This is a genomic window from Microcoleus sp. CAWBG27 (genome assembly GCF_020883145.1).
In the GTDB taxonomy this organism is placed as follows: Bacteria; Cyanobacteriota; Cyanobacteriia; order Cyanobacteriales; family Microcoleaceae; genus Microcoleus.
In genome coordinates this window covers 22,000-45,413 of sequence record NZ_JAHREU010000058.1, presented here as the reverse complement: position 1 = coordinate 45,413, position 23,414 = coordinate 22,000, and the positions used below count along the sequence as shown (strand labels likewise).

The 23,414-nt window shown below is 44.8% G+C and carries 14 protein-coding genes; 3 read left to right on the top strand and 11 right to left on the bottom strand.

The annotated features are described in order from the left end of the window. Positions 1 to 6: 6 nt before the first annotated feature. From QZ938_RS25260 to QZ938_RS25250, 3 genes are all read right to left on the bottom strand, one after another. Complete coding sequence (locus QZ938_RS25260) at positions 7 to 369, bottom strand: hypothetical protein (protein WP_293353958.1); 363 nt, start codon at positions 367 to 369, stop codon at positions 7 to 9. Positions 370 to 673: 304 nt separating this feature from the next. Beyond that, positions 674 to 3,289: an ATP-dependent chaperone ClpB gene (gene clpB, locus QZ938_RS25255; RefSeq protein ID WP_293353960.1), complete on the bottom strand. Its 2,616-nt coding sequence runs from the start codon at positions 3,287 to 3,289 to the stop codon at positions 674 to 676. Between the two features lie 284 nt (positions 3,290 to 3,573). Beyond that, on the bottom strand, positions 3,574 to 4,101 hold the full coding sequence (locus QZ938_RS25250; protein ID WP_293149274.1) for a hypothetical protein: 528 nt from the start codon (positions 4,099 to 4,101) through the stop codon (positions 3,574 to 3,576). 210 nt (positions 4,102 to 4,311) lie between these two features. Between QZ938_RS25250 and QZ938_RS25245 the strand changes: the two genes are divergently transcribed. Beyond that, the gene (locus QZ938_RS25245; protein WP_293149273.1) at positions 4,312 to 4,998 is read left to right on the top strand and encodes a hypothetical protein; all 687 of its coding nucleotides are present in this window, start codon (positions 4,312 to 4,314) and stop codon (positions 4,996 to 4,998) included. 129 nt (positions 4,999 to 5,127) lie between these two features. Here the strand turns inward: QZ938_RS25245 and QZ938_RS25240 are convergent, their stop codons facing one another. From QZ938_RS25240 to QZ938_RS25220, 5 genes are all read right to left on the bottom strand, one after another. Next, entirely contained in the window at positions 5,128 to 5,715 is a 588-nt protein-coding gene (locus QZ938_RS25240; RefSeq protein ID WP_293149272.1) for a Uma2 family endonuclease, read from the bottom strand. Between the two features lie 621 nt (positions 5,716 to 6,336). After that, on the bottom strand, positions 6,337 to 8,058 hold the full coding sequence (locus QZ938_RS25235; RefSeq protein WP_293149270.1) for an ATP-binding protein: 1,722 nt from the start codon (positions 8,056 to 8,058) through the stop codon (positions 6,337 to 6,339). Between the two features lie 532 nt (positions 8,059 to 8,590). Continuing rightward, positions 8,591 to 9,115: a hypothetical protein gene (locus QZ938_RS25230; RefSeq protein WP_293149269.1), complete on the bottom strand. Its 525-nt coding sequence runs from the start codon at positions 9,113 to 9,115 to the stop codon at positions 8,591 to 8,593. A 1,327-nt stretch (positions 9,116 to 10,442) separates the two neighbouring features. Next, positions 10,443 to 11,015: a thermonuclease family protein gene (locus tag QZ938_RS25225; RefSeq protein ID WP_293149267.1), complete on the bottom strand. Its 573-nt coding sequence runs from the start codon at positions 11,013 to 11,015 to the stop codon at positions 10,443 to 10,445. 13 nt (positions 11,016 to 11,028) lie between these two features. Beyond that, positions 11,029 to 14,112 carry a DNA polymerase I gene (locus QZ938_RS25220; RefSeq protein ID WP_293354006.1) on the bottom strand — a complete coding sequence of 1,028 codons (3,084 nt, stop codon included), beginning with the start codon at positions 14,110 to 14,112 and terminating at the stop codon, positions 11,029 to 11,031. Between the two features lie 410 nt (positions 14,113 to 14,522). On the opposite strand from QZ938_RS25220, the gene QZ938_RS25215 reads away from it, so the two are divergent. Then, positions 14,523 to 15,836, top strand: coding sequence for a J domain-containing protein (locus tag QZ938_RS25215; RefSeq protein ID WP_293353962.1), 1,314 nt, complete (start codon positions 14,523 to 14,525; stop codon positions 15,834 to 15,836). Positions 15,837 to 16,206: 370 nt separating this feature from the next. Here the strand turns inward: QZ938_RS25215 and QZ938_RS25210 are convergent, their stop codons facing one another. From QZ938_RS25210 to QZ938_RS25200, 3 genes are all read right to left on the bottom strand, one after another. Beyond that, entirely contained in the window at positions 16,207 to 17,868 is a 1,662-nt protein-coding gene (locus QZ938_RS25210) for an EAL domain-containing protein (protein WP_293149265.1), read from the bottom strand. Continuing rightward, positions 17,858 to 20,236, bottom strand: a complete 2,379-nt coding sequence (locus tag QZ938_RS25205; RefSeq protein ID WP_293149264.1) for a PAS domain S-box protein — start codon at positions 20,234 to 20,236, stop codon at positions 17,858 to 17,860. The genes QZ938_RS25210 and QZ938_RS25205 overlap by 11 nt, the downstream gene beginning before the upstream one ends. A gap of 977 nt (positions 20,237 to 21,213) precedes the next feature. Continuing rightward, positions 21,214 to 22,404: a WD40 repeat domain-containing protein gene (locus QZ938_RS25200; RefSeq protein ID WP_293353964.1), complete on the bottom strand. Its 1,191-nt coding sequence runs from the start codon at positions 22,402 to 22,404 to the stop codon at positions 21,214 to 21,216. Between the two features lie 406 nt (positions 22,405 to 22,810). Here QZ938_RS25200 and QZ938_RS25195 point away from each other — a divergent pair, with 406 nt between their 5' ends. Continuing rightward, positions 22,811 to 23,185 (top strand): DUF1257 domain-containing protein, encoded by a 375-nt coding sequence (locus QZ938_RS25195; protein WP_293353966.1) that lies wholly within the window; start codon positions 22,811 to 22,813, stop codon positions 23,183 to 23,185. The last annotated feature ends 229 nt before the right edge of the window (positions 23,186 to 23,414 follow it).

Here is a 23,414-nt window from a genome sequence, read left to right as displayed (position 1 = left end):
CGATCGTCACAGCGTAAGGTGGACTGTTTTGAGATGTTTTGCAGTGCAACAAATGGCTTTAGGGGCGGTTAAACTCACATCGCAACAGGCTTTCCGGCCTGTTCCACAATAAAAATTATTTCTTGTGGGGTGGGCTTCTAGCCCGCCCATAAAAAGCGTTAGCAGTTTGGCAACACAACAGGCTTTCCGGCCTGTTCCACAATAAAAATTATTTCTTGTGGGGTGGGCTTCTAGCCCGCCCATAAAACAATACGGTTTACTTAAGAAAAATCTGACTTGCCCAAAATGGCTATATTGCCAGAAAATCGTCAGATGAAATTCATCAAAAGCATTAAGTAAACCGTATTGAAATACAATCCACTCCATCAACAGAAGAGTTTTGAACCGTATTGGGGCGCTTTTGGCGCAGAGGGAAGAGTATTGCGAGGGTTTTGGAAAAAAACCTTTTCTCCCTCCCCTCTCTGTGTTCTCTGTGTTCTCTGCGGTAAAATCTTCTTAATATCTACTTCACCTCTTTATAATCCAAAAATCGTCAGATGAAATTCATCAAAAGCGTTAAGTAAACCGTATTGGCCCATAAAAAGCTTATTGAAAATGGTGCAGCATCTCAGGTCAAAAAAAGAACGATCGCCCCTCAAAAAAATAAGGTGAGCCGCAGCCCACCCTACTAAGATTATTTAGCAGTCACCAACTGCGCCGGCAACCTTTTAAAAGCCAACCTTTCATTCTCGATATCGACAAAAATGGTATCGCCGTCAACAAAATCTCCCCGCAAAATACCCTTCGCCATTTGCGTTTCCAACTCGCGCTGGATTCCCCGCTTCAATGGGCGCGCGCCGTACACCGGATCGTAACCAATTTCTGCTAAGAAGTCGATCGCAGATTCCGACAATTTCAGAGACATTTTGCGATCGGCTAAACGTTTTTCCAAGCGTTTGACTTGCAACAGCACGATTTGGCGCAATTCCGGCTTACTCAAACCGTGGAAGATAATCATCTCATCAATCCGGTTCAAGAATTCCGGGCGGAAAGTTCCGCGCATCGCATCCATCACCCGACTCCGCATTTGTTCGTTATCTCCCGCCACATCTAAAATGTATTGAGAGCCGACATTCGATGTCATAATAATCACAGAATTCTTAAAGTCTACCGTGTGACCTTGAGCGTCGGTAACGCGGCCGTCATCCAGAATTTGCAGCATGATGTTGAAGACATCCGGGTGCGCTTTCTCGATTTCATCGAATAGAATTACCGAATAGGGACGGCGGCGCACAGCCTCAGTTAATTGCCCGCCTTCGTCGTAGCCGACGTATCCCGGAGGCGCACCAATTAAGCGCGAAACTGCGTGTTTCTCCATGTATTCCGACATATCAATGCGGACGATCGCCTCTTCGGTGTCAAACAGGTATGATGCTAATGCTTTCGCCAACTCGGTTTTACCAACGCCCGTGGGGCCGAGGAAGATAAAACTCGCCACCGGGCGGTTGGGATCCGACAATCCCGCGCGCGATCGCTGAATTGCATCTGCAACCGCCGTCACCGCTTCATCTTGTCCGATTACGCGCTTGTGGAGTTCGTCTTCCAAGTGCAGGAGTTTCTGCATTTCCGATTCAACCAACTTGCTAATCGGAATTCCCGTCCACTTAGAAATAATCTCAGCAATGTCAGATTCCGTGACTTCTTCCCGCAGCAAAGTTTGACCTGTGGTTTGAGTTGCTGAAAGTTGAGCTTCTGCTTCTTGCAATTGTTTTTGCAATTGAGTTAAAGTGCCGTATTTCAACTCAGCAGCGCGGTTGAGGTCATATTTTAATTCAGCTTGTTGAATCTCAATATTCACCTTGTCAATCTGTTCTTTGATTTTTTGAATGCTGCCGATGACACCTTTTTCGGATTGCCACTGAGCGTTCAAACCGCTTTGCTGTTCCTTGAGGTTTCCCAAGTCTTTTTCCAGTCTTTCCAAACGTTCGATCGAAGCCGCATTGCTTTCTTTTTGCAGGGATAGTCTCTCCATTTCTAGCTGCAAAATTTTGCGATCGATTTCGTCTAGTTCTTCCGGTTTCGAGGTAATCTCCATTTTGAGTTTAGCCGCCGCTTCGTCCACTAAGTCGATCGCCTTGTCGGGAAGGAAGCGATCGCTAATATATCGAGTAGACAAAGTAGCAGCGGCCACTAGGGCGCTGTCGGAAATTTTCACACCGTGGTGAACTTCGTACCGTTCTTTCAAACCCCGCAAAATCGAGACAGTATCTTCAACTGTCGGCTGATCGACATAAACTTGTTGAAAACGGCGTTCTAGGGCCGCATCTTTTTCGAGATACTTGCGGTATTCGTCGAGAGTTGTAGCGCCGATACAGCGCAATTCACCCCTCGCCAACATCGGTTTGAGCAAATTGCCAGCATCCATCGATCCTTGGCTGGCGCCGGCGCCGACAACGGTGTGAATTTCATCTATAAATAGGATGACTTTGCCGTTGCTATCCATAACTTCTTTGAGCACGGCTTTCAACCGTTCTTCAAATTCTCCCCGGAATTTTGCACCGGCAATTAACGCGCCCATATCTAAGCTAATTAATTGTCTGTCTTTGAGAGATTGTGGCACATCTCCGGTGATAATTCGCTGGGCGAGTCCTTCGGCGATCGCAGTTTTGCCAACTCCCGGTTCCCCAATCAGTACGGGGTTGTTCTTGGTGCGGCGGCTCAAAATTTGAATTGTGCGGCGGATTTCGTCATCTCGTCCGATTACCGGATCGAGTTTGCCTTGACGCGCCGCTTCTGTCAAATCTCGGCCGTATTTTTCCAGCGCTTCATATTTGCCTTCTGGATTTTGGTCTGTCACTTTGTTGTTCCCCCGGACTTGGGCGATGATGTCTTTAAGCTTGGCTTCATCTAGTTTAAATTCTTGCAGTAAATTTTTGCCAAAGCGATCGTCCTTAACGTAACCCAGGATCAAATGCTCGATCGAGATAAATTCATCACCGTACTCTTTACGATAAGCTTCAGCCCTGTCTAGCAGGGTATCCAGGGAACGGCCGAGATAAACGTTGCCACCGCTTCCAGAGATTTTGGGCTGGCGGCTGATAAACTCGTCTGTGCGATCGCGCAATTTTGCTACAGACACTTTCGCCTTGTTAAATAAGCTGCTAGCGAGTCCCGATTCTTGTTCCAGCAACGCCTTCATCAAATGTTCGCTTTCTAGCTGCTGCTGCTGAGCTGTTTTGACAACTTCTGGAGTGCGGGCTAGGGCTTCCCAGGCTTTTTCTGTAAATTGGTTCGGATTATTTGGTTGCATAAATTTTAATTCCCTGAATTCAAAAACATGACTGCTGTGAAGGCAATGGCTCGATTGCCCGTATAGTTGTCATTGTAGGGAGTTAAGGGCGGGAAGGGCGATCGGTGTTCCCGTATATTGATATAGGTATTTCCGTAATCTTTGCCTGCACGGGCACAAAGCCGAGTTTTGACTGATACCGATGGTTTTATCGAATTTATATTTTTACAATGGTAAACTACCCCACCGCCAACTTTATAAACTTCCGAACATAGAGCGAGGGATATCCTAGATGGACTTTATATTCACTCTTCTAAATGTACTCGATCGACCTCATTCATTGGTAGATTTAGTGCTTCAGCAATTTGTTCGTCCGTCAAACCAAACTTACGCAATTTATCAATTATTTCATTTAGTGCGAGCGCAGTATAATTATTGCTTTGCTCCTGGATTTCTGGATTTTCAGTCTGACTTTCATTTTGGGTAAAAGTGGAAGAATCGGGGCAATTTTTGATGTAACCTATATTGACATTATTCTTGTTTCCAGTGTTTTTATTGCCTAAGCTTATAGTTACATTGATGTGACGTTCTAAAACAGATTCAAGATTACTTTTTTTAACCTGTTCGCCAAAAATATCTGATAACATTTGCAAAAGCTCGTGACTGACTTTTTTAACGTGCTTATCGCTGTAACCGTATGTTTCTGCAACCCCAGCATACTTTTGACGATTCAGTATTCCCGCGATAATTCTCCGCTGCAAGTCGTTTAAATGTTTGCCTGTCTTAGCCGAGACAGTTTCATCGACCGATCGCAATATCTGAGGAATTTCCATAGGTGGGCAGATGAGATGACTACAGTTAGTATACCCTACTTTTTCCAACTTTCCCCAACTTTTTGGGTCGTTTTTGCTAATTGTGTGTGACAACTTGAAAAAGATCCAACTTTTTCCAACTTTTTCAGCCTTTGAGTTTTTGCGTTAAAAGTCTACTATGAGAATATTAAAATGTTCGGCATTCATGTTTATGCAATCGAATGAGTAGTTATGCAACAGATGAATTGGTATGAAAACCCAACTATTGCAGCAATTATTGGTGCAGTTGTTGGCTCGGTTCTAACAGCAGCAGTATCCATTTTCATCTGGAAAAAAACCAGCAGAGTTAAACGAGTCGATTGTGTTATCAACGATGCTTCTTCATTGTTAACATTTTCAGATACCATTCGCAGTGAATTAGAGGTTAAATATTCAGGAGAACAGACAACATCTGTATTTTTATTCAATCTTGAGATTTTCAATTCTGGCAACCAAGCAGTTGCTAATCAACCTGTTTTAATCCGAATAGACAATAAAGCAAAGATTGTTGGTTACAGCCTAAAGACAGAACCTAAAGTTGGTTTTGGAAAAATTAGTGAGTTACAACGTCAGAATGGTGAACTAGATCTAACTATTGAGCTATTGAATCCAGGAGATCGTGTCTACCTTGAGTTAATTTCTGTAAATAACGCATCGGATCTGATTGACGTATACATGAAAAATGCAAACGTTCTGTGTCGCTCTTATACTCGTAAAGCCGCAGAAAGTGCTATTTTAGGAGTTCTTAATAAACAGATAGATCCAACACTTGTATCCTTAGCAATGATCGGCTCACTTCCGTTTGGGGGATTCGTAGCGCCATTTGCAGCGATTATTCTAGAACAGAAATTTGAAAAAGCATTGCGTCAAAGAAAGTAGGTTGTGCATATCAAAATAAAATATTAATGAAAAAGTTGTTGAATAAAAAACACCTTTATATTAGCAGTGAAAGAACGAGCGCAGCATACAATAATTAATTGCTTCCCTCTTCTTCTGCCTCCATCACTGCTACCTAATACCCTTCATAAACTCAGTCCTTGCCTCAATCCTCGAAGGCATTAAAACGCATCGTGACAACAATTCTAAATCTAATTCCGGCAAAAACTCGCTTCTTGAAACTTGCTCGTAATCATCATCGCGCAGCCGATAAACAGAAAGCCGATTATTTTTCCAAAACCATACTTCCGGGATGCGAAGTCGCAAATACTTAGCTAATTTTTTTGTACTGCCGCTAGTAATCGTTACTTCCACTGCTAAATCGGGATGCTCTTTCTTTTCACCTATATAATAAGACTCATCAGGTTCAAATGATACATTTTTTGCTTGTTCTCTGCGAGTTGCACTGCCTACAGGAATGTATTCAATTGCCATTTCACAAAAGTAGAGTTGTAGCAAAAAATTCAGAAGACGACCGATCGTCTCATGCTCTTCTCCCAATGTCATAAATTCAATCCAACCATCAAAATAAGTTATCCGCAAACCGGGAGCATCTGCTACCAAAGATTCGATCGCCTCAAATTGCTCCCAACTATAATAACCGGGAAGAACCAATTGCTGTTCTGCAAGGGTATCTATTTCTTCTAAAATTTGTGGCATAAATAAAATTTTTTGCAGTGATTCGTTACAATAACTAATAGACCTCTTCAAAAACTAGATTTTTGTTCTTACAAAATAAGGCTTTCAGATGATTTTTTGGAGAGGTCTAATGACTAATGACTGATGACTGATGACTGATGACTAACGACTGATGACTGATGCCTCCTAAACCTGTGTTTCCTGCAACTGCTTGGCTGTGCGTGCTCGCAGCGGGAAATTTGGAATCCGCCAACTTTTCTATCCGGTGAAATTCTCGGAATCTGTACCCCGGTTGAGGCATTGGGCGGTTTAGAAGAGTCGAAGTGTTCGGCAAGAATGTCAGTGAGCATTCCCTTATCCGCTAGGAGTCTGTTTTCTGCACCTTGTTCCTCATTCCAGTCAGCTCTGAAAACGATGTACTTGTCCATTGTTCCAGTATATAACAACTAATGACTGCTGATTAATTTTGTCAGGTGCGTCGCTCGGAGATTGTTGATTTTTTTAGGGCTTGTTGGTGGCGGCGCACCCTACGGCAAACTGTCAACTGTCAACTGTCAACTATCAACGAAGAGGGCGGGCACGGGGGCACCGCCCCTACAAATTATCAACTGCCAACTGTCAACTATCAACTGTCAACTGTTTTCATGCCTGCATCACCACCCGTTCCGGGAGACTGACAATAAAAACTGAACCTTTCCCGTTCTCACTTTCAACGCTAATTTCGCCACCCAAAATTTGACACAAACGCTGGCTAATTGTCAATCCCAAACCCGTCCCGCCGTACTTCTTAGTAGTCGAAGGATCGGCTTGAGTAAAAGGTTTAAATATCTGCTCTAATTGTTCGTTTGTCATCCCAATCCCAGTATCGCTGACTCGAAAAATTAAAAATTGAGAACTGTAGTTTGAACCCGAATTAACAGCATTATTTTTATTTTTATTCCTTTTCTTAGGTTTTGGCTTTTCATTTTTAACTTTTTCGATCTCGATAGTAATGACGCCTTTTTCGGTAAATTTGGCAGCATTGCTGAGCAAATTGAGGAGAATTTGCCGGACTTTCGGTTGGTCGGCGTACATCATGCCGAGTTCGCCTTTTGCTTGCAGCCTTAAAGCATTGCCTTTTTTCTCTACTAGCGGTTGAGCCGTAGTCATCACTTCTTCAATCATCGTCGCCACATCGAAGTGTTCCAAATAAAGCGTCACATGACCTGCTTCTATTTTAGAAATATCGAGGATATCGCTGATCATGTCGAGCAAATGTTTGCCTGCGGTTTGAATTTTTTCTAAGTCGGGGAGAAAGTCTTCGGAGCCGGAATCTTGAGCATCTTCTTGCAGCATTTCGCTGTAGTTGATGATGGCGTTTAGGGGGGTGCGGAGTTCGTGGCTCATGTTGGCGAGAAATGCACTTTTCGAGCGGTTGGCAGCTTCGGCTGCTATTTTTGCTTCTTGCAAGTCTTCCGTGTATTCCGCGACTCTTTGGATCAGTTCGTTGATCGAAATTGCCAGCATTCCTACTTCGTCGGAGGTGGTAACGGGTACTTGCAGGTCAAAGTTCGATTCTTCTGACACTCGCTGAGCGATGAAGGTGGCGGCTTGTAGTGGTCGGGCGATCGCCCTGCTGGTGTATATTGCCAGTAAGGTGGCGATAATCGCTGATGCCAACAGAGAACCAAGCAGAATCAGAGTTCCGAGTTGTTCAGCTTTCTCGTAGGTTCTAAATGCCTCGTCTGCTTTGTCTCGAAAAGTGCCAGCCAGTTTGGCTGAATCTTGCGAAAACTGTTCGAGTTTAAAAGCGTTGTTCCCCGTGGCAAAATTATTCAAGCTCCGCTGGAATACCTGCCGCTGCTGCGGATTCAAACCAGATAACTTGGCATTCCCCAGCAGTTTCTGGACTTGTTGGAAGTAAGCTTCTACGGTTTTGCTGTGGGCTTTGGCGAACTCTTGAATCTCTTGGTAATCTTTTGTAACACCGGCAGAAGCCGACGGCGATTGGCTTTGCAGTTGTTCTAGCTGTCCGCTCATCTGAGCAACGCGAGTCAAAAAGTCCGATCGTTCGCGATCGAAAATTTGCGGTTGTGCCGTCAGATTCAGCAGTGATTGCTGGTGAATTCTGACTTCCTGGGCGCTATTATTCAGATTGGTGAGGATTTCGGCTTTATCTCGGTCGATCGCGAGTTTTTCTCTCACTTGCTGTTTGTGATATGACTCTACTCCCCGTCCTCCGGCGGCGCCCAAAATGGCAATACCAATGACCAAGGCGTATCCGCAGCCGATTTTTTGCCTGATACCCAAGCGGCCCAACAGACTTTTAAAACCTATTTGAGAATTGTTCTGGGATTGATTGTTCGAGGCTAAGGTTGAAGACATGGGCAATATACTCGTCACCCTGAGGGGCATTATCTATTATTCTAATTGATGCCTGCCTGAGGGTAAATAAAGTTCTGGCAAAGGGCCAATTTTCGGCAGTTATGGGGTCTTTGCAGGGTTCCACACCTCGACCTGCTTTAAAGTTTGGGGGAGTTATGGTTAAAAAATTATGGCACAAGCAAGAAGGCAGAAGCAAGAAGCAATAAAAGCCAGGGTTTAAGACATTACGAACGTCCTCACCGTCGGGCGGTTGCTATATATAGCCTTTCTCAGATAGATCTGGCACGCTTGTGGTAAAGGGTAATTGAGAAAAAGGTAATTGGTAATGGGCAAAAAGGTAAGCGATAGTTCCTATACGATCTCTGAGGCTTCTCTCCGGTAAAGACGCTCGCTTGTGTGTGCTCTCAGGGCGATCGTATCAGAATTTGACATAACTCATATTTATGAGAACCGCTATAAGTTGCGAGTTATGAATTTGATTGGTGATTCAAGCCTCAACTCTACTCGCAACTCACAACTTATCGCTATTCTTCTACTGGCAAAGTCGAAATTGTGCTAAGTCAGCAGGAAGTTTTGAAGCATTAGGTACGGTAGCAGAGGCAGGAACGAAGATTCCCATACCAAAACTGCAACCCTCTTCCTTCGTACATTCGCCAGGCTTGGCAGTGATTTGATATTCCCCTTGGGATGGCGGAGTAAAAGAGATTGATACCAGTTCGCCCGTCTTTTGACTCGTACCGATTTCTTGGCCAGTGTTGGCATCCTTGAGGGTTAGGTTTAAATCCTGGCAATTTCCGTCGCAAGTGGCTACAAAAACATACTCAATATCTGGATGCAGCGTTGCTCTAAAAGGAGATGAAACTTGCTTGCGAACAGTGCCTATCAATGGCCAAAACACCAATTTTTGACCGTTGCTCGAACGCTGGTCAACTTCTGTTTTCAACCGACAAGTAACAGTTTTTTGCTCGTTGGTCAGTTCTTGAGCAATAGCATTTCCTACGATTGCAGTACCAAGCAGGAGTGCAATCCCGGAGATAGTGAGATGTTTGATATTCATTGATGTCCCCTCAAACTAATTTCTGGGTGATTGCAATAGACCGCTTTTCGTGGCAGTCTATTGATTTATCTGGAGCCTATCACATTTATTGACTGTTCTAAAAACAGCTAAGAGAAAAGTGCGATCGAACTGGGTACATCTGGGTTTTGCATTTGTAGTGCTGTCGGGAACACAGCAAAGCTTTTTCAACAGTTGACAGTTGACAGTTGACCTGGGACAGTTCGAGAGCTACCTCTACCCTTAAGTCCGAGGATTTGAGTAATCAATAGTCAGATTTTAATTTCTCCCGAGCAGGCAGGCGGGCTTTCAAGCAATTCTTTCTGGTAAAGCACGCTCTTCGAGGACGGCACTTTCAAAAAAATGCTTTTTGCGTTCATTGAGATGCTCCCATCGAACTCATGTCTGACCTTGGATGAATCTGCCGTCATATCGTTTCCGGTTGCATCGGAATGATTTAACCGCAGAGAACACAGAGAACACAGAGGGAGATAAGAGAGATGAATACAGGACGATGAAGGGCGGATTTGATATCAGCTATTGCCCAAATTCCACAGATTGCGGACACTACGAGCAGAACCTCGTCCTCGTTGTATTGTACTAAATTAGGATGCTCCGCATCGGTGTCTAGAAACCAGGTTTCTCAAATGTCTGATAAAGCTTCGCAGATACCACCTCAACAACATAATTTTGCTGATGTCAATATACATATAGGTCAATACGGTTTACTTAAGGCAGATCCCCCCTAACCCCCCTTAAAAAGCAGGGTGGATTAATTGTCAGGATAGGAGATATAAAACTACCAAAAGTATCGCTCAAAGGTCGGCTCGCGCGATCGGCCAAGGTACGTAGTTGCGCTTGAGCGCTCTTTATAAGATTAAGAAAGAGCGCAAAGATCGCAACTACGTACCTAATTTGTCTGACGACAATAAAACCGCCCTGCCTAACCCCCCTTAAAAAGGGGGGGGACAAGAAAGCTCTTAAGCCCCCCTACAACCAGGGGGATGCGAGGGGGATCTCCGGGGCATAAAAAGTGTTAAGTAAACCGTATTGACATATAGGTTGATTTTTTGGCGATCGCCTTTTTCAAAAAAATCGGGTACACAGAAACCTGTGTTGCTAAGCTTTTGAACTTTGATTGAGTAGATCGTTTACCCTGTAATATCACCTCCTTTGTTATTCATCCCGTTATAAGTGGTAAGGTGCGTCGCTACGATATCTCTCAATAGCAACAAGAGTTGTTCGTGGCGACGCACCCTACATTTACTGTCAACTGTCAACTGTCAACAGTCAACTGTCAACTGTCAACTGTCAACTGTCAACTCTTCCTTTATTTATCGCTGTGCCGAAAATCCCAAGCTGGCACAAACTTAGAATCTCCCCAAATACCGCGGCGATTTTTCTTGGCTTCGGCTTCTGCTTGTTTCAAAATACTTGCACTAGGACAATTTTTTAAATATGGAGTGTAAACCATTGCTAATCCTTCGCGCACCAAAACTTCTTGAGCAAATGTGCCATTTGGTAAGCGAACTTCGCTAACTTTGCGGCCGTAGCGGTCAGTATCAGTGACTGTCAAAACGACGCGACCGCCCCCTTCTTTGACGAGTTGCTGCATTCTTTGCTCGGCTAGATTGCCCCACTTAAACTGATTTTTATATGCTGCTTTTTTGCTATTTTTTTCGGCGTTAGTGTGAGCAATTTCTGGTGCATCTACGCAGGCAAAACGCACTTTAATATCTTTGCCGGCGGCATCGCTGGCGACAAGAGTATCGCCGTCGCTGACTCGTTTGACAGCATAATTGTTGGGCGGTAGCTTTTGCGGACAGCCGGAGAGTAGGAAAAGCAGAGCAACTGCGCTCAAGCTGGTGATTGTAGGCGAAAGGGAGATTTTATTTTGTGTCATGGTTTTCTTTTTTTTATTTAGTTTCCATCCAATTTTGCCCCGCGTGGATATCAACTATCAGGGGTACGCTAAGCGGCAGAGCACTTTCCATCGCCGTTCTAATTTTTGGCTGCAATTCTTCCCATTCATCGGGAGGTACTTCAAATATTAATTCATCGTGAACTTGCAGCAGCAGCCGCGCCTGATAGTTTTGCAAAATTTTGTCTACCTCAATCATGGCAAGTTTAATGATATCAGCACTGGAGCCTTGAATGGGAGCGTTAGCTGCGGCGCGCAAAGATTGGGCGTCATTTTCACTCATGCCCTTGAATTCATCTAGGTTAATATCTTCTGCTTTTTGCTGATTTTGTTTGACTTGTTTGATGTTTTTACCCTCGAATTCAAAATAGCGACGACGGCCTAAAATTGTGGAGACATAGCAATTCGCGATCGCCTCTTTTTTAAGTTTCTCCAAATATTCAAAAACTTTACTATAACGCTCGTTAAATCGGCGAATAAATTCCTTGCCATCTGCTGAGCTTTTGCCCATCGATCTACCAAACTTAATAGCACCCATACCGTAAACTACCCCAAAATTAATCGTTTTGCCAAACCTGCGCTCGTCGGGAGTTATTTCCTCTTTTTCAAACAAAATTTGAGCTGTTACGGTATGCACGTCTCGATTGTTTTGGTAAGCTTCGATTAAAACAGGCTCTTGGCTCAAATGAGCCAAAATCCGCAATTCAATTTGAGAATAGTCAGCCGACACCATCAACCAACCTTCTTCCGGCACAAATGCCTTGCGAATTTGCCTAGAAAAGTCCGTACCGATGGGAATATTCTGCAAATTAGGATTAGAAGAAGAGAGACGACCTGTGTCTGTAACAATTTGATTGAAATCAGTATGCAATCGCTGAGTATCGGGACGCACCCGCTTCGGTATAGCATCTACATAGGTAGAGTAAAGCTTTTGCAGGGTACGGTAGTTTAAGATAGCATCCACAACCAAATGGTCTCCTTGCAAATTTTCTAGGTATTCAGCATCCGTGGAGTAGAAGCCTGTCGCGGTTTTACGAGACTTTTGGGTATTGAGCTTGAGTATGTCAAACAGCAGTTCGCTCAACTGGGCTGGTGAGTTCAATTTTAAAATTTCACTGGGTGCTGTGCTGTGAACTTTCTGCTTAATTTCAGCCAAATCAAGGTTATTTTTTGGCAAGACTTTCTTGAGATAAGGCTTTAAAATTGCACTGGGTACGGCCTCGTAAACTTTCTGAGGAACCGTCCCTAAAGTTGGTTCAATCTGTTCGATTTTTTCTGCGAGATAAGCCTTGAAATCATCAAGAGGTACGGCGTTATAAATTTTTTGTTCAATTGCTGCTAATTGCGGTTCCAGTTGGTCGGAGAGTTCTTTAAGATATTTTGTGTCAATGCGAATACCCTGATATTCCATTTCAGCTAAAACAGGTTCTAGGGGCTGTTCTACTTCCAGCAGTAACTTGTGCAAAGACTTATCGGGAAAGTTAGCTTCATCAGCTTTATCTAATTCGGTTTTCAGTTTACCTACTAACTGAAATGTGGTGTGAACATCCATGCCGCAGTAGTCGGCTACCGCCGGAATACTGATGTCAGCAATTGTTTGGTTTTTTGCTCGTACTAATTCCTTGTAACTTTTGGCGACAATACCTAAGTATTTTTTTGACAATTCGCTGAGGCTGTGGCTAGTTTCTGGATTGAGTACGTAACTGGCTAGCATGGTGTCGAAGACGACTCCTGCTAGTTTGATTCCTTGACAGCGCAGGATCGATCGATCGAATTTAGCATTTTGCAGCGCTTTGGGATAATTATCGCTCTCCAAAATCGGACGCAAAGCATTTAAAACAGTGGCTTTGTCTAAGTTTTTTCCCGTTTTATGTCCGGTGGGAATGTAAGCAACATCTTGTTCGCCTGTTCCCCAACAGCAGCCAATTCCGACTAATTCGGCGTCTCGCGGTTCGAGGGCGGTGGTTTCGGTATCCCACGCCACGGGTGTAGTTTTGTCGGTGCAGGTTTCCAGCAGTTGGACTAATTCGTTTAACTGTTCTATTGTTTGAATTATTTGGGGTTTGATCGGTATTTTTTTTGCTTCCCGATCGGCTATGGTATCAGCATAAGTCCAAAACCATAAGGCGTATTCTTCATTAAAAATAATTCCACCAAAACGTTTTTGAATTTGTTGCACTTTGCCTAAAAATGTTTTAAATTCCAACTTTTCCAGCATCGGAATTAAGGCTGCTTCGTCAAAACCTTTGAGCTGACAATCTTCTAAGTTGATTTCTAGGGGAACGTCTTGAATAATTGTCGCCATTTTTTGAGAATGATAGGCTGCTTCTTTGCCTTCTTCGAGCTTTTTCTTGGTTGCGCCTTTAATTTCGTCGATCGCAGCATAGATGCCATCGAGGGAATGGTAAGCTTCCAATAATTGCAGGGCGGTTTTGTCGCCGATGCCTTTGACTCCGGGAATGTTGTCGGATTTGTCGCCGCACAAAGCTTTGTAATCTATTACTTGTGCTGGTATAATTCCGAGTTTTTCTTTGACTGCTTCCGGGCCGTATTCTTGGGATTTGCCTTTTCCCGATCGCCTGAGTTCATCCGTGCTCAAGTACAATACACTGATGTGTTTCTCGGTTTCTACTAATTGAAACAAATCTCGATCGCCCGTCAGGATTTTAACCGCATAACCCGCGGCGCTGGCTTTGTTCGCCAAAGTTCCCAAAACATCGTCGGCTTCGTAGCCCGGAGCGGTGACTGCTGGTAAATTTAGATAGCCCAAAAGTTCTTGCAGGTTTTTGAGATCGGGGATAAAGTCTTCGGGGGTTTCGGCACGACCGGCTTTGTAGGTTTCGTCTGCTTCGTGGCGAAAAGTGGGCGTGGCGAGGTCAAAGGCGATCGCCATGTACTGGGGATCGTGGGCGGCCATAACTTCCAGCAGCGACTTGAGAAAGCCAAAACAGACGCTGGTGGGAATGCCTGTGGTAGTTCGCAAGCCTCCGTCTCGACTTTTGGCAAAGGCGAAGTAGGAGCGAAAGGCCAGGGAGTGGCCGTCAACTAAGATGAAGGTGGGAGGTTGATTTTCCGACACTGACACAGATGGCGATCGCCCGAAACTATTTTTCCATTCTACCCAGTTGTCATCCCTGTTTCAAAACCGAACGCAACGTTAAAAAAGCTCGAAACCCTTATATAATAACTCATTCCCAATTCTCAAATCTAAAATCCCAAATCAAAAATCTAAAATTGGTCGATCGGCACCGGCCTATTGTGCAGCTTGCCTGAGAATAGTAGAAGATAAGAAGTACGATCGCAAATTTACCAGAAAGAATTAATTGAAAGTCTCTCGCTTTGAGGGAGAAATTAAAATCAGACTATTCATTACTCCAATCCTCGGACTTAAGGGTTGAGGTAGCTCTCAAACTGTCAACTAAGAGGGCAGGCACGGGGGCACTGCCCCTACAACTGTCAACTGTTGAACAACACCAGCCGACGAAGTTTATGGGTGACATTAATCGATGCTACGAAATCCTCGAAATAGAGCCTGGAACTTCCCTAGAAGAAATTAAGCGCGCTTACAGGGATTTAGCCTTTGTGTGGCATCCCGATCGGTTTGCTCACAACGATCGCCTGCAACAAAAAGCCGAACAAAGATTAATAGAAATCAATCAAGCTTACGACGAGTTGGTGTTATTTCTGACTCAGCCTCCACCGCAGTCGATCGACAAACAATCTCAGCAGCCCGCACCGCCCCCACCACCAGAAAAGCCGCCCGAAAAGCCACTGAGAAGGCGATCTGCAAAATCAGGCGGTAAGCCCGGTTCCCAGCGCACTCAAACCCGGCAAAAAAAAGCAGCATCCCACAAAAATCCCACTTCAAACAACCCGAAAAACAAGAAACGATTTACAACTCAAAATCGCCAAACGTGGGGAAAAAAGCCATATGGGCCCACCGTAGCGAGGGAAGCGCGGCCATCTCAAAAATATCCCTACCTTACCCCGAACCGGAAAAAAGAATTTCCGACTCAATACTCAAAACCGCAGCTATCTCAAAAATATTCCATCTTCCCTTGGGGGCCGTTGGCGATCGCAGTTGGGAGTTACGCTGTGACAAGCTACATTTTGACAAAAGTTGACGCCCCAATGTGGATGTTCACTTTAATCTGGGGTGCGGATTGGCTGTGGGCCGCGATTTTGCTGGCGGAGGGCTCGGCAACGCCTAGAGTGTGGCTGGCGGCGTTAGTTTTGGCTGGGACGGTGGGGGGGTCGATCGCCGGTTTTCAGGCGGGAGGAATCGCAACAGGGGCTGCTTGGGCGCTAGTTGGGGCTGGTCTGGGGGCGATCGCCAGTTCAGAGGCCCAGTCCCGGGCCGTGGCTGTAGTTTTGGCAGCAGCGGGAGTGCTGACAGTGGTGGGATTGATGGCTGGAACGGGTTCCGGTAATTGGCTGAAGGTGTTAGTGGAGGCAGTTTGTTGGGGGATTGTGGGCTTGATGTGCGGGCTGGCGGCGGAACTAGGCGTGCATTCTGGTGGGCCCGTCGGGCTTGGAGGTGCGATCGGGCTCTTGATTGGTGCGTGGGCGGGCGTTTTGGCTGGGGCGGGTTGGGAGGCTTTACCCCAAGCCTTGGCTGTGGCGGGATCTAAGGCGGTTTATGGGGCTTGGGCTGCGATCGGGATTGTTGCGGGAGTTGTGGCGCGGATGGTAGCTGGGGAAAGGTCGATCGGCAATGGCGGGATCTACACGTTTATCCTGTTAGTGGCTACTTCTGGTTTCGGGCTGTGGTTGGGAAATTGGCTGGTTGGGCGAATCTTTTAAATTAGTAAGTTGTCAGTTGGTAGGGGCCCTGCCTTGAGTGTCCGCCCTCTTAGTCATTAGTCATTAGTCATTGCGGAAAATTACCAGAAAGAATTGGTTGAAAGCCCCAACCCCGATCGGGAGAAATTAAAATTATACTAATTAAAAAAAAAGCAACAGTATTCTTGCCCCCCCCCTTTACAAGGGGGGGCTAGGGGGGTCAAGCGTATTGCACAATTTTATAAAAATGGTATTAGACTATTCATTACTCCAATCCTCGGACTTAAAGGTAAAGATCGCTATCAAACAGTCAACTGTCAACAGTCAACTGTCAACAGTCAACTGTCAACTGTTGAACAATGCCCCATGCCCCATGCCCCATTCCCAATGCCTAAAAATTCCAGCACTTATCGCTTTTGAGCAGCACTTCAAACTCAGCCTTTGGCAAAGCCTGACTGAAAAAATGACCTTGAATTTCGTCGCAATCGTGTACGCACAAAAAAGAAAGTTCCCGCTGATTTTCTACCCCCTCAGCAATCACAGTCATATTCATGGAGTGCGCCATTTGAATAATCGCTATTGTAATCGCAGCATTTTGGCGATCGTCAGCAATATCGCGAATAAAACTCTTATCAATTTTTAGCGCATCAAACGGCAAGCGTTTCGGATAACTCAAAGAAGAATATCCCGTGCCAAAATCATCAATTGCTATCCTAATCCCCATATCTCTCCACACAGTAAAAGCTTGAGATGCTGCCGCTTCATCTTGCAAAATTAGACCTTCCGTCAATTCTAATTCCAGGAATTTAGGATCGAGATGAGTTTCTCTCAATATCTGGCTGACTCTCTCCGTCAAATTTTTGCGATCGAACTGGCGGGCTGATACGTTGACTGCTACCCGCAGCGGAGGCAAACCCTCTGTTTGCCAAGCTTTAGTTTGCCTGCAAGCCGTCTCTAACACCCATTCGCCCAGCGGTGCAATCAAGCCCATCTCTTCAGCCATGGGAATAAATTCCGCAGGGGAAACTCTGCCCCTTTTTGGATGGTTCCAGCGCACCAAAGCTTCAGCACCAATAATTTTTCCGGTTTTAATTTCTATTTGTGGCTCATAGTAAACTTCAAATTCCGAGCGTTTTAAAGCATTACGCAGGCAAGTCTCTTGAGTAAATTTATTGATATAATTATTCGCAACTTTTGCCGTATAAAACTGATACTTGTTGCCACCTTTTTCCTGAGAATTGTACATAGCTGTATAAGCATTTTTTAGCAATTCTTCTCCATCGTTGCCGTCGCCAGGAGACAAAGAAATACCCATACTTGCCGTGACATAGAGTTCCGAGCCTTTGACAATCATAGCTTGGGCTACAATATCTAAAATGTTTCGAGCAATCTTGGCAGCATCCTGTTTTTCGGCAACTGGTTCGAGAACAATTGCAAATTCGGCAGATTCCAAACGAGCCACAATATTAATCTTCTCCGTGCAGTTGCTCAACCGCTCAGCAACTTTGCAAAGTACGTAGTCGCCGATATCGTGCCCCAAGGTACTGTTAATCCGGTTAATTCTATCTAAACTAAGAATGACAACGGGAATCATTTCGGGCAATTCTTTTTGCTTGTCTAATAGCAGACTTAGCTGCTCTCGTAACAGCGAACGATTTGGCAAGTTTGTCAAGCAGTCATGCTGGTGTCGGTGGAGAGCTATTTGAATAGTTGTGTGCAAGTTTTTTTCTTCAAATGGTTTCACAATATAGCCGAAAGGTTTCGTTGCATTGACGCGCCGCAAAGTGTTTTCGTCCGCATAAGCTGTCAAATAAACTACCGGAATCTGAAAGCGCGATCGAATTTCTTCTGCTGCTGTAATTCCGTCGATTTCTCCTTGGAGGTTAACATCCATCAAAACTAAATCTGGTCTGAATTCGGCTGCGGATTCAATCGCTTCTTCTCCGGAATACACAATACCTGTTATGCTATACCCTCTAGATATTAAACTGTCGGAAATGTCTTCCGCAATGATGCTTTCGTCCTCAACTATCAGAATTTTTTTATTTGACATTAAGTTGTCTCCTTGAAGTGCTATTTTGCTTGGAAAATGTTATTTTAAAATTCGTGCCAGCCGTTTCTAACAGTTCTATTTTACCCCGAATTTGCTTGACCAAAGACCCGACCAGTCGCAAACCCAATGTTCGGGCATTTCGATAATCTAAGTCTGGAGGAAAACCAATTCCACTGTCGCTCACAGCTAGCACGCAAACCCGGTTATTATCTAAAGTAAAATCTATTTTTATTTTACCTTGAGTTTGTCCTGTAAAAGCATACTTGAGCGAGTTTGTCACAAGCTCGTTGATAATTAACCCGCAAGGAACTGCCGTATCAATATTCATAGAACACGGCGCAATATTTGTTTGCAACTTGACGCCTTCTGTATGAATTTCATAAGCTTGGAATAAATTGTGGGCAAGATTTTGGATGTATTCAGCAAAGTCAATGTTTGACAAGTCTTTGGATTGATACAATTGTTCGTGCACCATGGCCATCGATCTGACTCGGTTTTGACTTTCTTTTAACATTTCACTAACGCGACTGTCTTGGATGTAGCGGGACTGAAGTTTGAGCAAACTCGAAATAACTTGAAGGTTGTTTTTGACGCGATGGTGAATTTCCTTGAGGAGGACTTCTTTTTCTGCGAGGGATGCTTTGATGCGATCTTCGTCGCGCTTGCGATCTGTAATGTCCCGCACTACTGCTTGAATTATTTTTCTACCGTTAATTTCCATTGCATTTAACAGCACTTCTGCGGGAAATTCTGAATCGTCTAGCCGTTTGTGCACCCAGTCAAAGCGACAGCTACCTGTTTGCATTGCTGCGGATATTTTTTGTGTTGCTAGACTGCACGAGTCTTGTCCGTTAGGCTGAAATTCCGGGGAGAATTCGCTAGGTTTCTTGCCGTAAAACTGTTCTTGATTGCTGCAACCAAAAATTGCTAGGGTGGCGAGGTTGCAGTCAAAAAAATTGTCTTCTTCGATCAGCATTACTGCGTCGCTGGTGGCTTCGTAAAGGCTCCGAAATTTGCATTCAGACTCTTGCAAAGAAACGATTAATTGGCTTTTTTGAGCTTCGGCGCGCTTGCGCTCGGTAATGTCTATTCCTACGGAAACTGCTGCGGTTCCTTGATGATATTTTTGAGCTACTATTAAATAATTGCAGGCTAAGCCGTTAATTTCTATATCTATTTCTTGGGAGGTTTGCTGACATGAACTGTGAAAAAAGTTTCGGATCAGTTGTCCAAAAGTTGAGCCTTTGTCGAGAAAGTTGATTTCTTCCCCGACAAAACTTTCAGGAGACCGTTTGAACGAGGTTGCTAAGTGCTGGTTGACTCCAATATACCGCAAATCTGAACTGACCCAAGAAATCAGTCCGGGCACGGCATCCAAGACGGCGCGAAGTTGGTCTGTAGCTTCTTGGAGTGCTTCTTCGGAGCGCTTGCGATCGCTAATATCTGTCGCCGTTCCGCACAAGCCTAAAATAGCGCCGTTTTCAGCTTGGTTGACGATGCTGTTGACGCGCAGGTGGACGGGGGTACCGTCTTTGCGGATGTGTACTATTTCGTAAGGCAAATTAGGGGTTTGTGGCTGAAGGCTGGTTCTTGCTAAGAGTTGGGCAAATATTTCTATTTGTCTGGCTTTTTCTTCTTTAATCAAAAAATCTGCAAAGCGACGACCGATCATTTCTAGGGGTTCGTAACCGTAGATCCTTTTGGCGGCGGAATTGACAAAAGTCAAGATGCCTTGAATGTCGATCGACCAAATCAACTCTTGGGAGGTTTCTACGAGGTTGCGGTACTTTTTTTCGCTTTCGGCCAGTGCTGCATTCGAGACTGCCGTTTGCAGAGTAAGTTTGTCTTCTAATTCTTGATTTGAAAGAGAGAGAGTTGTCATGGCTCGCTCGCGCTCGGTAATATCAGTAGAAACACCGACAGCCCCGACAACTTCGCCGTTGGCATGGAGCAGCGGTGCCGATCGAATTTCGTGAATAAAAGTCCCCTGTCGGGTATTCCAAGTGCGATCGTTTCCTGCGATTACCTGGGCAATATTTTCTAAGATCTCTGGCTGGCTGTAAACTGCAAAAATCGACTCTCCGACAGCCTCACCCGGTTCGAGCCCCAAATTTTCCAATCCTTTGCCTGCTGCAAGGGTTAACCTGCCGTCTTTGTCGGTTGCCCACAGGAAAACTGGAGCACAACTGACAGCGGCGTGCAGGGTTTGGTTGTCTTGCTTCAGGCGATCGATTTCTGCCTGAAGCCGATCGCGCGTGTTGCTTAATTCTACCGTTAGTCGATCGGCTTTTTCCTGCCAACTGGCAGCAGTGCCGCAGATTTCTGTGGCATTGCTGGAAGCATAGATGGATTGGTTGGAGTGTGACATGGTTACTCAGGGAAGCACTGTTATATTTAATCCCTGCCTATCTTTTAAGCATAAACTTTTTCAATCAAATATTAAAGTTCGTTGCGATACTCATCTGAGGAAGATTCGATAATTTCAAGCTAGTGTAAAGGATTCATAAATAGTGGCTTGCCCGGTTGTGTGGCGACTATTCAGAAATTGACAACAAGCTGAATAATGGTTGCGAATCGATACTTTTAGCCTAAGTATGTGTAGTATGGCAAAAAGAAGTTTCGCAATCCTCGGCTTGCACAAGACCTAGAATTATAAAGTTATTATATTTGCTTGCGTATATTTACGCACCTAGGAATCGGAAATCGCGAATTTTGAAATATAACCACCGGGCCCGACGGTTAGGAAGTTCTCGCATTGCACTTGCCCCATGCCGTCGATTGCCCCTTCCCTCTTCGTCATTTCCTCTTGCTTTTTCCAAGAGCCGCATCTGTGTTTTGCTTTTACACGCTGCTTTGGTGTGCGGGACAGTTGCTATATGTATATCAGCTTTGCTGTGCCGGGACACTATATGTATATCAGCTTTGCTGTGCGGGGACGCTCTGGGGAGAGTAAAAAAAGGTTTTTACTGTTGTCAGAGATGTTATAGCCTTTCTCAAAAAGATGAGGTATGACTGACAGCTTATAACCGCTTGAACGTATAGGGCTCTCTTCCCAACAACGTCCGCGAATATGGGAGCTAGATCCGCTATATGGCCTTTCTCAAAAAGATGAGGTATGACTGACAGCTTATATAACCCTTAAATTAAGAAGGGCCCAAGCCCAACAACGTACCTCATCTTTCTGAGATCCGCTATATATCGTTTCCGGTTGCATCGGAATTATTTAACCGCAGAGAACACAGAGAACACAGAGGGAGATAAGAGAGATGAATACAGGACGATGAAGGGCGGATTTGATATTACCCTTCCTTCTGACTTCTGCCTTATTTCTTATTCCTTCTGCGTTCAATTAATTCCCCAAGATTTGATAGTTTTGTCTAAACTGTCGCTGATAATAGTTTCGCCATCGCTGCTAAAAGTAAGATTTGTAACAGAAGCTTGATGTCCGCTGAGAGTGTGAATGTGTTCGCCAGTGGGGGCATTCCATAATTTGAGATTACCATCGGCGCTAGCACTGACAACAGTGCGCCCGTCGGGACTAAAGACGATCGCATTTATGGAGTTAAAATGCCCTGCCAAAGTTATTGGATTATCCGGATGCGATAGCTGGCGCAGTTGAATATTTCTGTCCCAGCCGCCAGCCGCCAAAGTCTGCCCGTCTCGACTGAAAGCTAGACAATTCGCATAACCTTTAATTGTTTGGGAGCATTCTCGGCTGCCGAGGTTCCAAAGTTTAATGGTATCATCAGAACTGCTGCTAGCGAGAGTTGGTGCGATCGGGCTAAAAGCCAGACTTGCAATTCCTCCTTTGTGCGCTTTCCAAGTTAAATGACTGCCAAAAGTACAAATTAACTTTCCCGTCTCTAAATTCCAAATTTTGATTGTAGTATCTGCCGAACCGGTGGCGATAACTCGACTGTCGGGACTGATGACAATTGCAGTAATTTCCCCTTCGTGTCCGAGGGAAGTATGTCGCAATTCTCCTTCCTGCCAAATTTCGATCGCGCGGTGTTTCGGAAGATTTCTGCTCCTGACAAAAACTTCGGTTTCTTGGCAAAGAACAAAAGTTTCTTGAGCGCGGGGATACTTGTCAACAGTATAGAGTATTTCTCCTGTCTCTAAATCGCAAATTCTAATTATTTTGCCGTGCAAACTCGCCGTGCGAGATCCTCCGGGACTAATCGCTACATTTGTCCCAGTTTTCACAGTGCGGATGCAGTCAAACAACTGGTAAGGTACGAATTCTGTTAAAGCTTGGCGGACAAAAGGTTCTGTCCTTTGTCGCAAAACTGAATAAGCAACTCGCTGCACTTCTGGTGCGGGATCAAGCAGCGCTTCAATTGCTAAATTCAAACCTGCATCTCCGTATTTAGGAGCATCTTTAACGGCGGCCATGCGCGGCTCGATACTAGGACTGTGCAAGCGTTGCTTGACTCCGGCGATGCCTCCCAAAACGGCGGCGGCGATCGGGATTTGACTTTGACCGCCGAGGACGGCATCATATTCTCTGGGTTGGTTAGAATTATCGGAAATCATACTATTTTATATTTTATAGTGACGATCAGAAAGATGAGGTACGTTGTTGGGCTTTAGCCCTCTGAATTTAGTGGTTTTACAAGCTCTCTGTTATACATCATCTTTTTGAGAAAAGCTATATATTGTAGATTGTAGATTTTATCTTGAAGAATTGGGGAATTAGTAATTAACTACCCAGACACGAAAGTTAATAACTGGTAGATCGATTTCAAACTTAAATTTTGGCAAGGGCATGACGCTGGCTGCCAAGCTGCCAGAAACCGGGTTTGAGTGCAGGCGCAAAAAAAGCAAAACCCGCAACAGTTCGTAAATATCGGGTTAAATAGCGTAAGTTCTAATTTATTGACTGTTGCTATTTATGTTATTATAATCAAATCAGCGTTTCACACAAAAATCCGAAAGTGATATGTCACACTTCACAACGATCAAGGTTCAGATCAAAAACGGCGAACTGCTGCATCAAGTGTTGGAAGAGTTGGGTTATCAAGTAGAGTGCAATGTGCAGGTGCGGGGTTATCGGGGCGACAAAACTAATGCCGAGTACGTGATTCGGCAGTCCAACGGTTACGATTTGGGTTTTCGGCGCAGCGGAGAGGATTATGAATTGGTGGCGGATTTTTGGGGCGCTCGCATTAACCAGCAGGAATTTGTCAATTCAATCAGTCAGAAATACGCGCGCAAAAGTTTGATGGCGGCGGTGCAGTCTGAGGGTTTTAATGTGGAAGAAGAGGAAACTTTGGCGGATGGAACGGTGAGGGTTGTTGTGGGTAAATGGGTTTAGCGATCGCCCTTTCGGAACTCGTTTTCATGTGCCCAGGACTTACGCAGGATCGGAGTGGCAATCAGATTTCTGCCTAAGTCCTAGTACCAATAGGAGAATCACAATGTGGGCAAAGGCGATCGCTCTGATTGAAAATTTGATGCTAAAGTGCGATCGCCAATTTGACAGTTAAGACATCATATCATATCCGCTCAATTACCATAACAAAAACGGTTCGTAGTGCGGACTT

What these genes read in the sequence shown, in the direction of transcription:
- clpB (WP_293353960.1), bottom strand. Translation starts at nt 3,289, where the DNA reads ATGCAACCAAATAATCCGAACCAATTTACAGAAAAAGCCTGGGAAGCC.
- QZ938_RS25250 (WP_293149274.1), bottom strand. Translation starts at nt 4,101, where the DNA reads ATGGAAATTCCTCAGATATTGCGATCGGTCGATGAAACTGTCTCGGCT.
- QZ938_RS25210 (WP_293149265.1), bottom strand. Translation starts at nt 17,868, where the DNA reads ATGTCAAATAAAAAAATTCTGATAGTTGAGGACGAAAGCATCATTGCG.
- QZ938_RS25225 (WP_293149267.1), bottom strand. Translation starts at nt 11,015, where the DNA reads ATGACACAAAATAAAATCTCCCTTTCGCCTACAATCACCAGCTTGAGC.
- QZ938_RS25235 (WP_293149270.1), bottom strand. Translation starts at nt 8,058, where the DNA reads ATGTCTTCAACCTTAGCCTCGAACAATCAATCCCAGAACAATTCTCAA.
- QZ938_RS25205 (WP_293149264.1), bottom strand. Translation starts at nt 20,236, where the DNA reads ATGTCACACTCCAACCAATCCATCTATGCTTCCAGCAATGCCACAGAA.
- QZ938_RS25240 (WP_293149272.1), bottom strand. Translation starts at nt 5,715, where the DNA reads ATGCCACAAATTTTAGAAGAAATAGATACCCTTGCAGAACAGCAATTG.
- QZ938_RS25200 (WP_293353964.1), bottom strand. Translation starts at nt 22,404, where the DNA reads ATGATTTCCGATAATTCTAACCAACCCAGAGAATATGATGCCGTCCTC.
- QZ938_RS25230 (WP_293149269.1), bottom strand. Translation starts at nt 9,115, where the DNA reads ATGAATATCAAACATCTCACTATCTCCGGGATTGCACTCCTGCTTGGT.
- QZ938_RS25195 (WP_293353966.1), top strand. Translation starts at nt 22,811, where the DNA reads ATGTCACACTTCACAACGATCAAGGTTCAGATCAAAAACGGCGAACTG.
- QZ938_RS25215 (WP_293353962.1), top strand. Translation starts at nt 14,523, where the DNA reads ATGGGTGACATTAATCGATGCTACGAAATCCTCGAAATAGAGCCTGGA.
- QZ938_RS25245 (WP_293149273.1), top strand. Translation starts at nt 4,312, where the DNA reads ATGCAACAGATGAATTGGTATGAAAACCCAACTATTGCAGCAATTATT.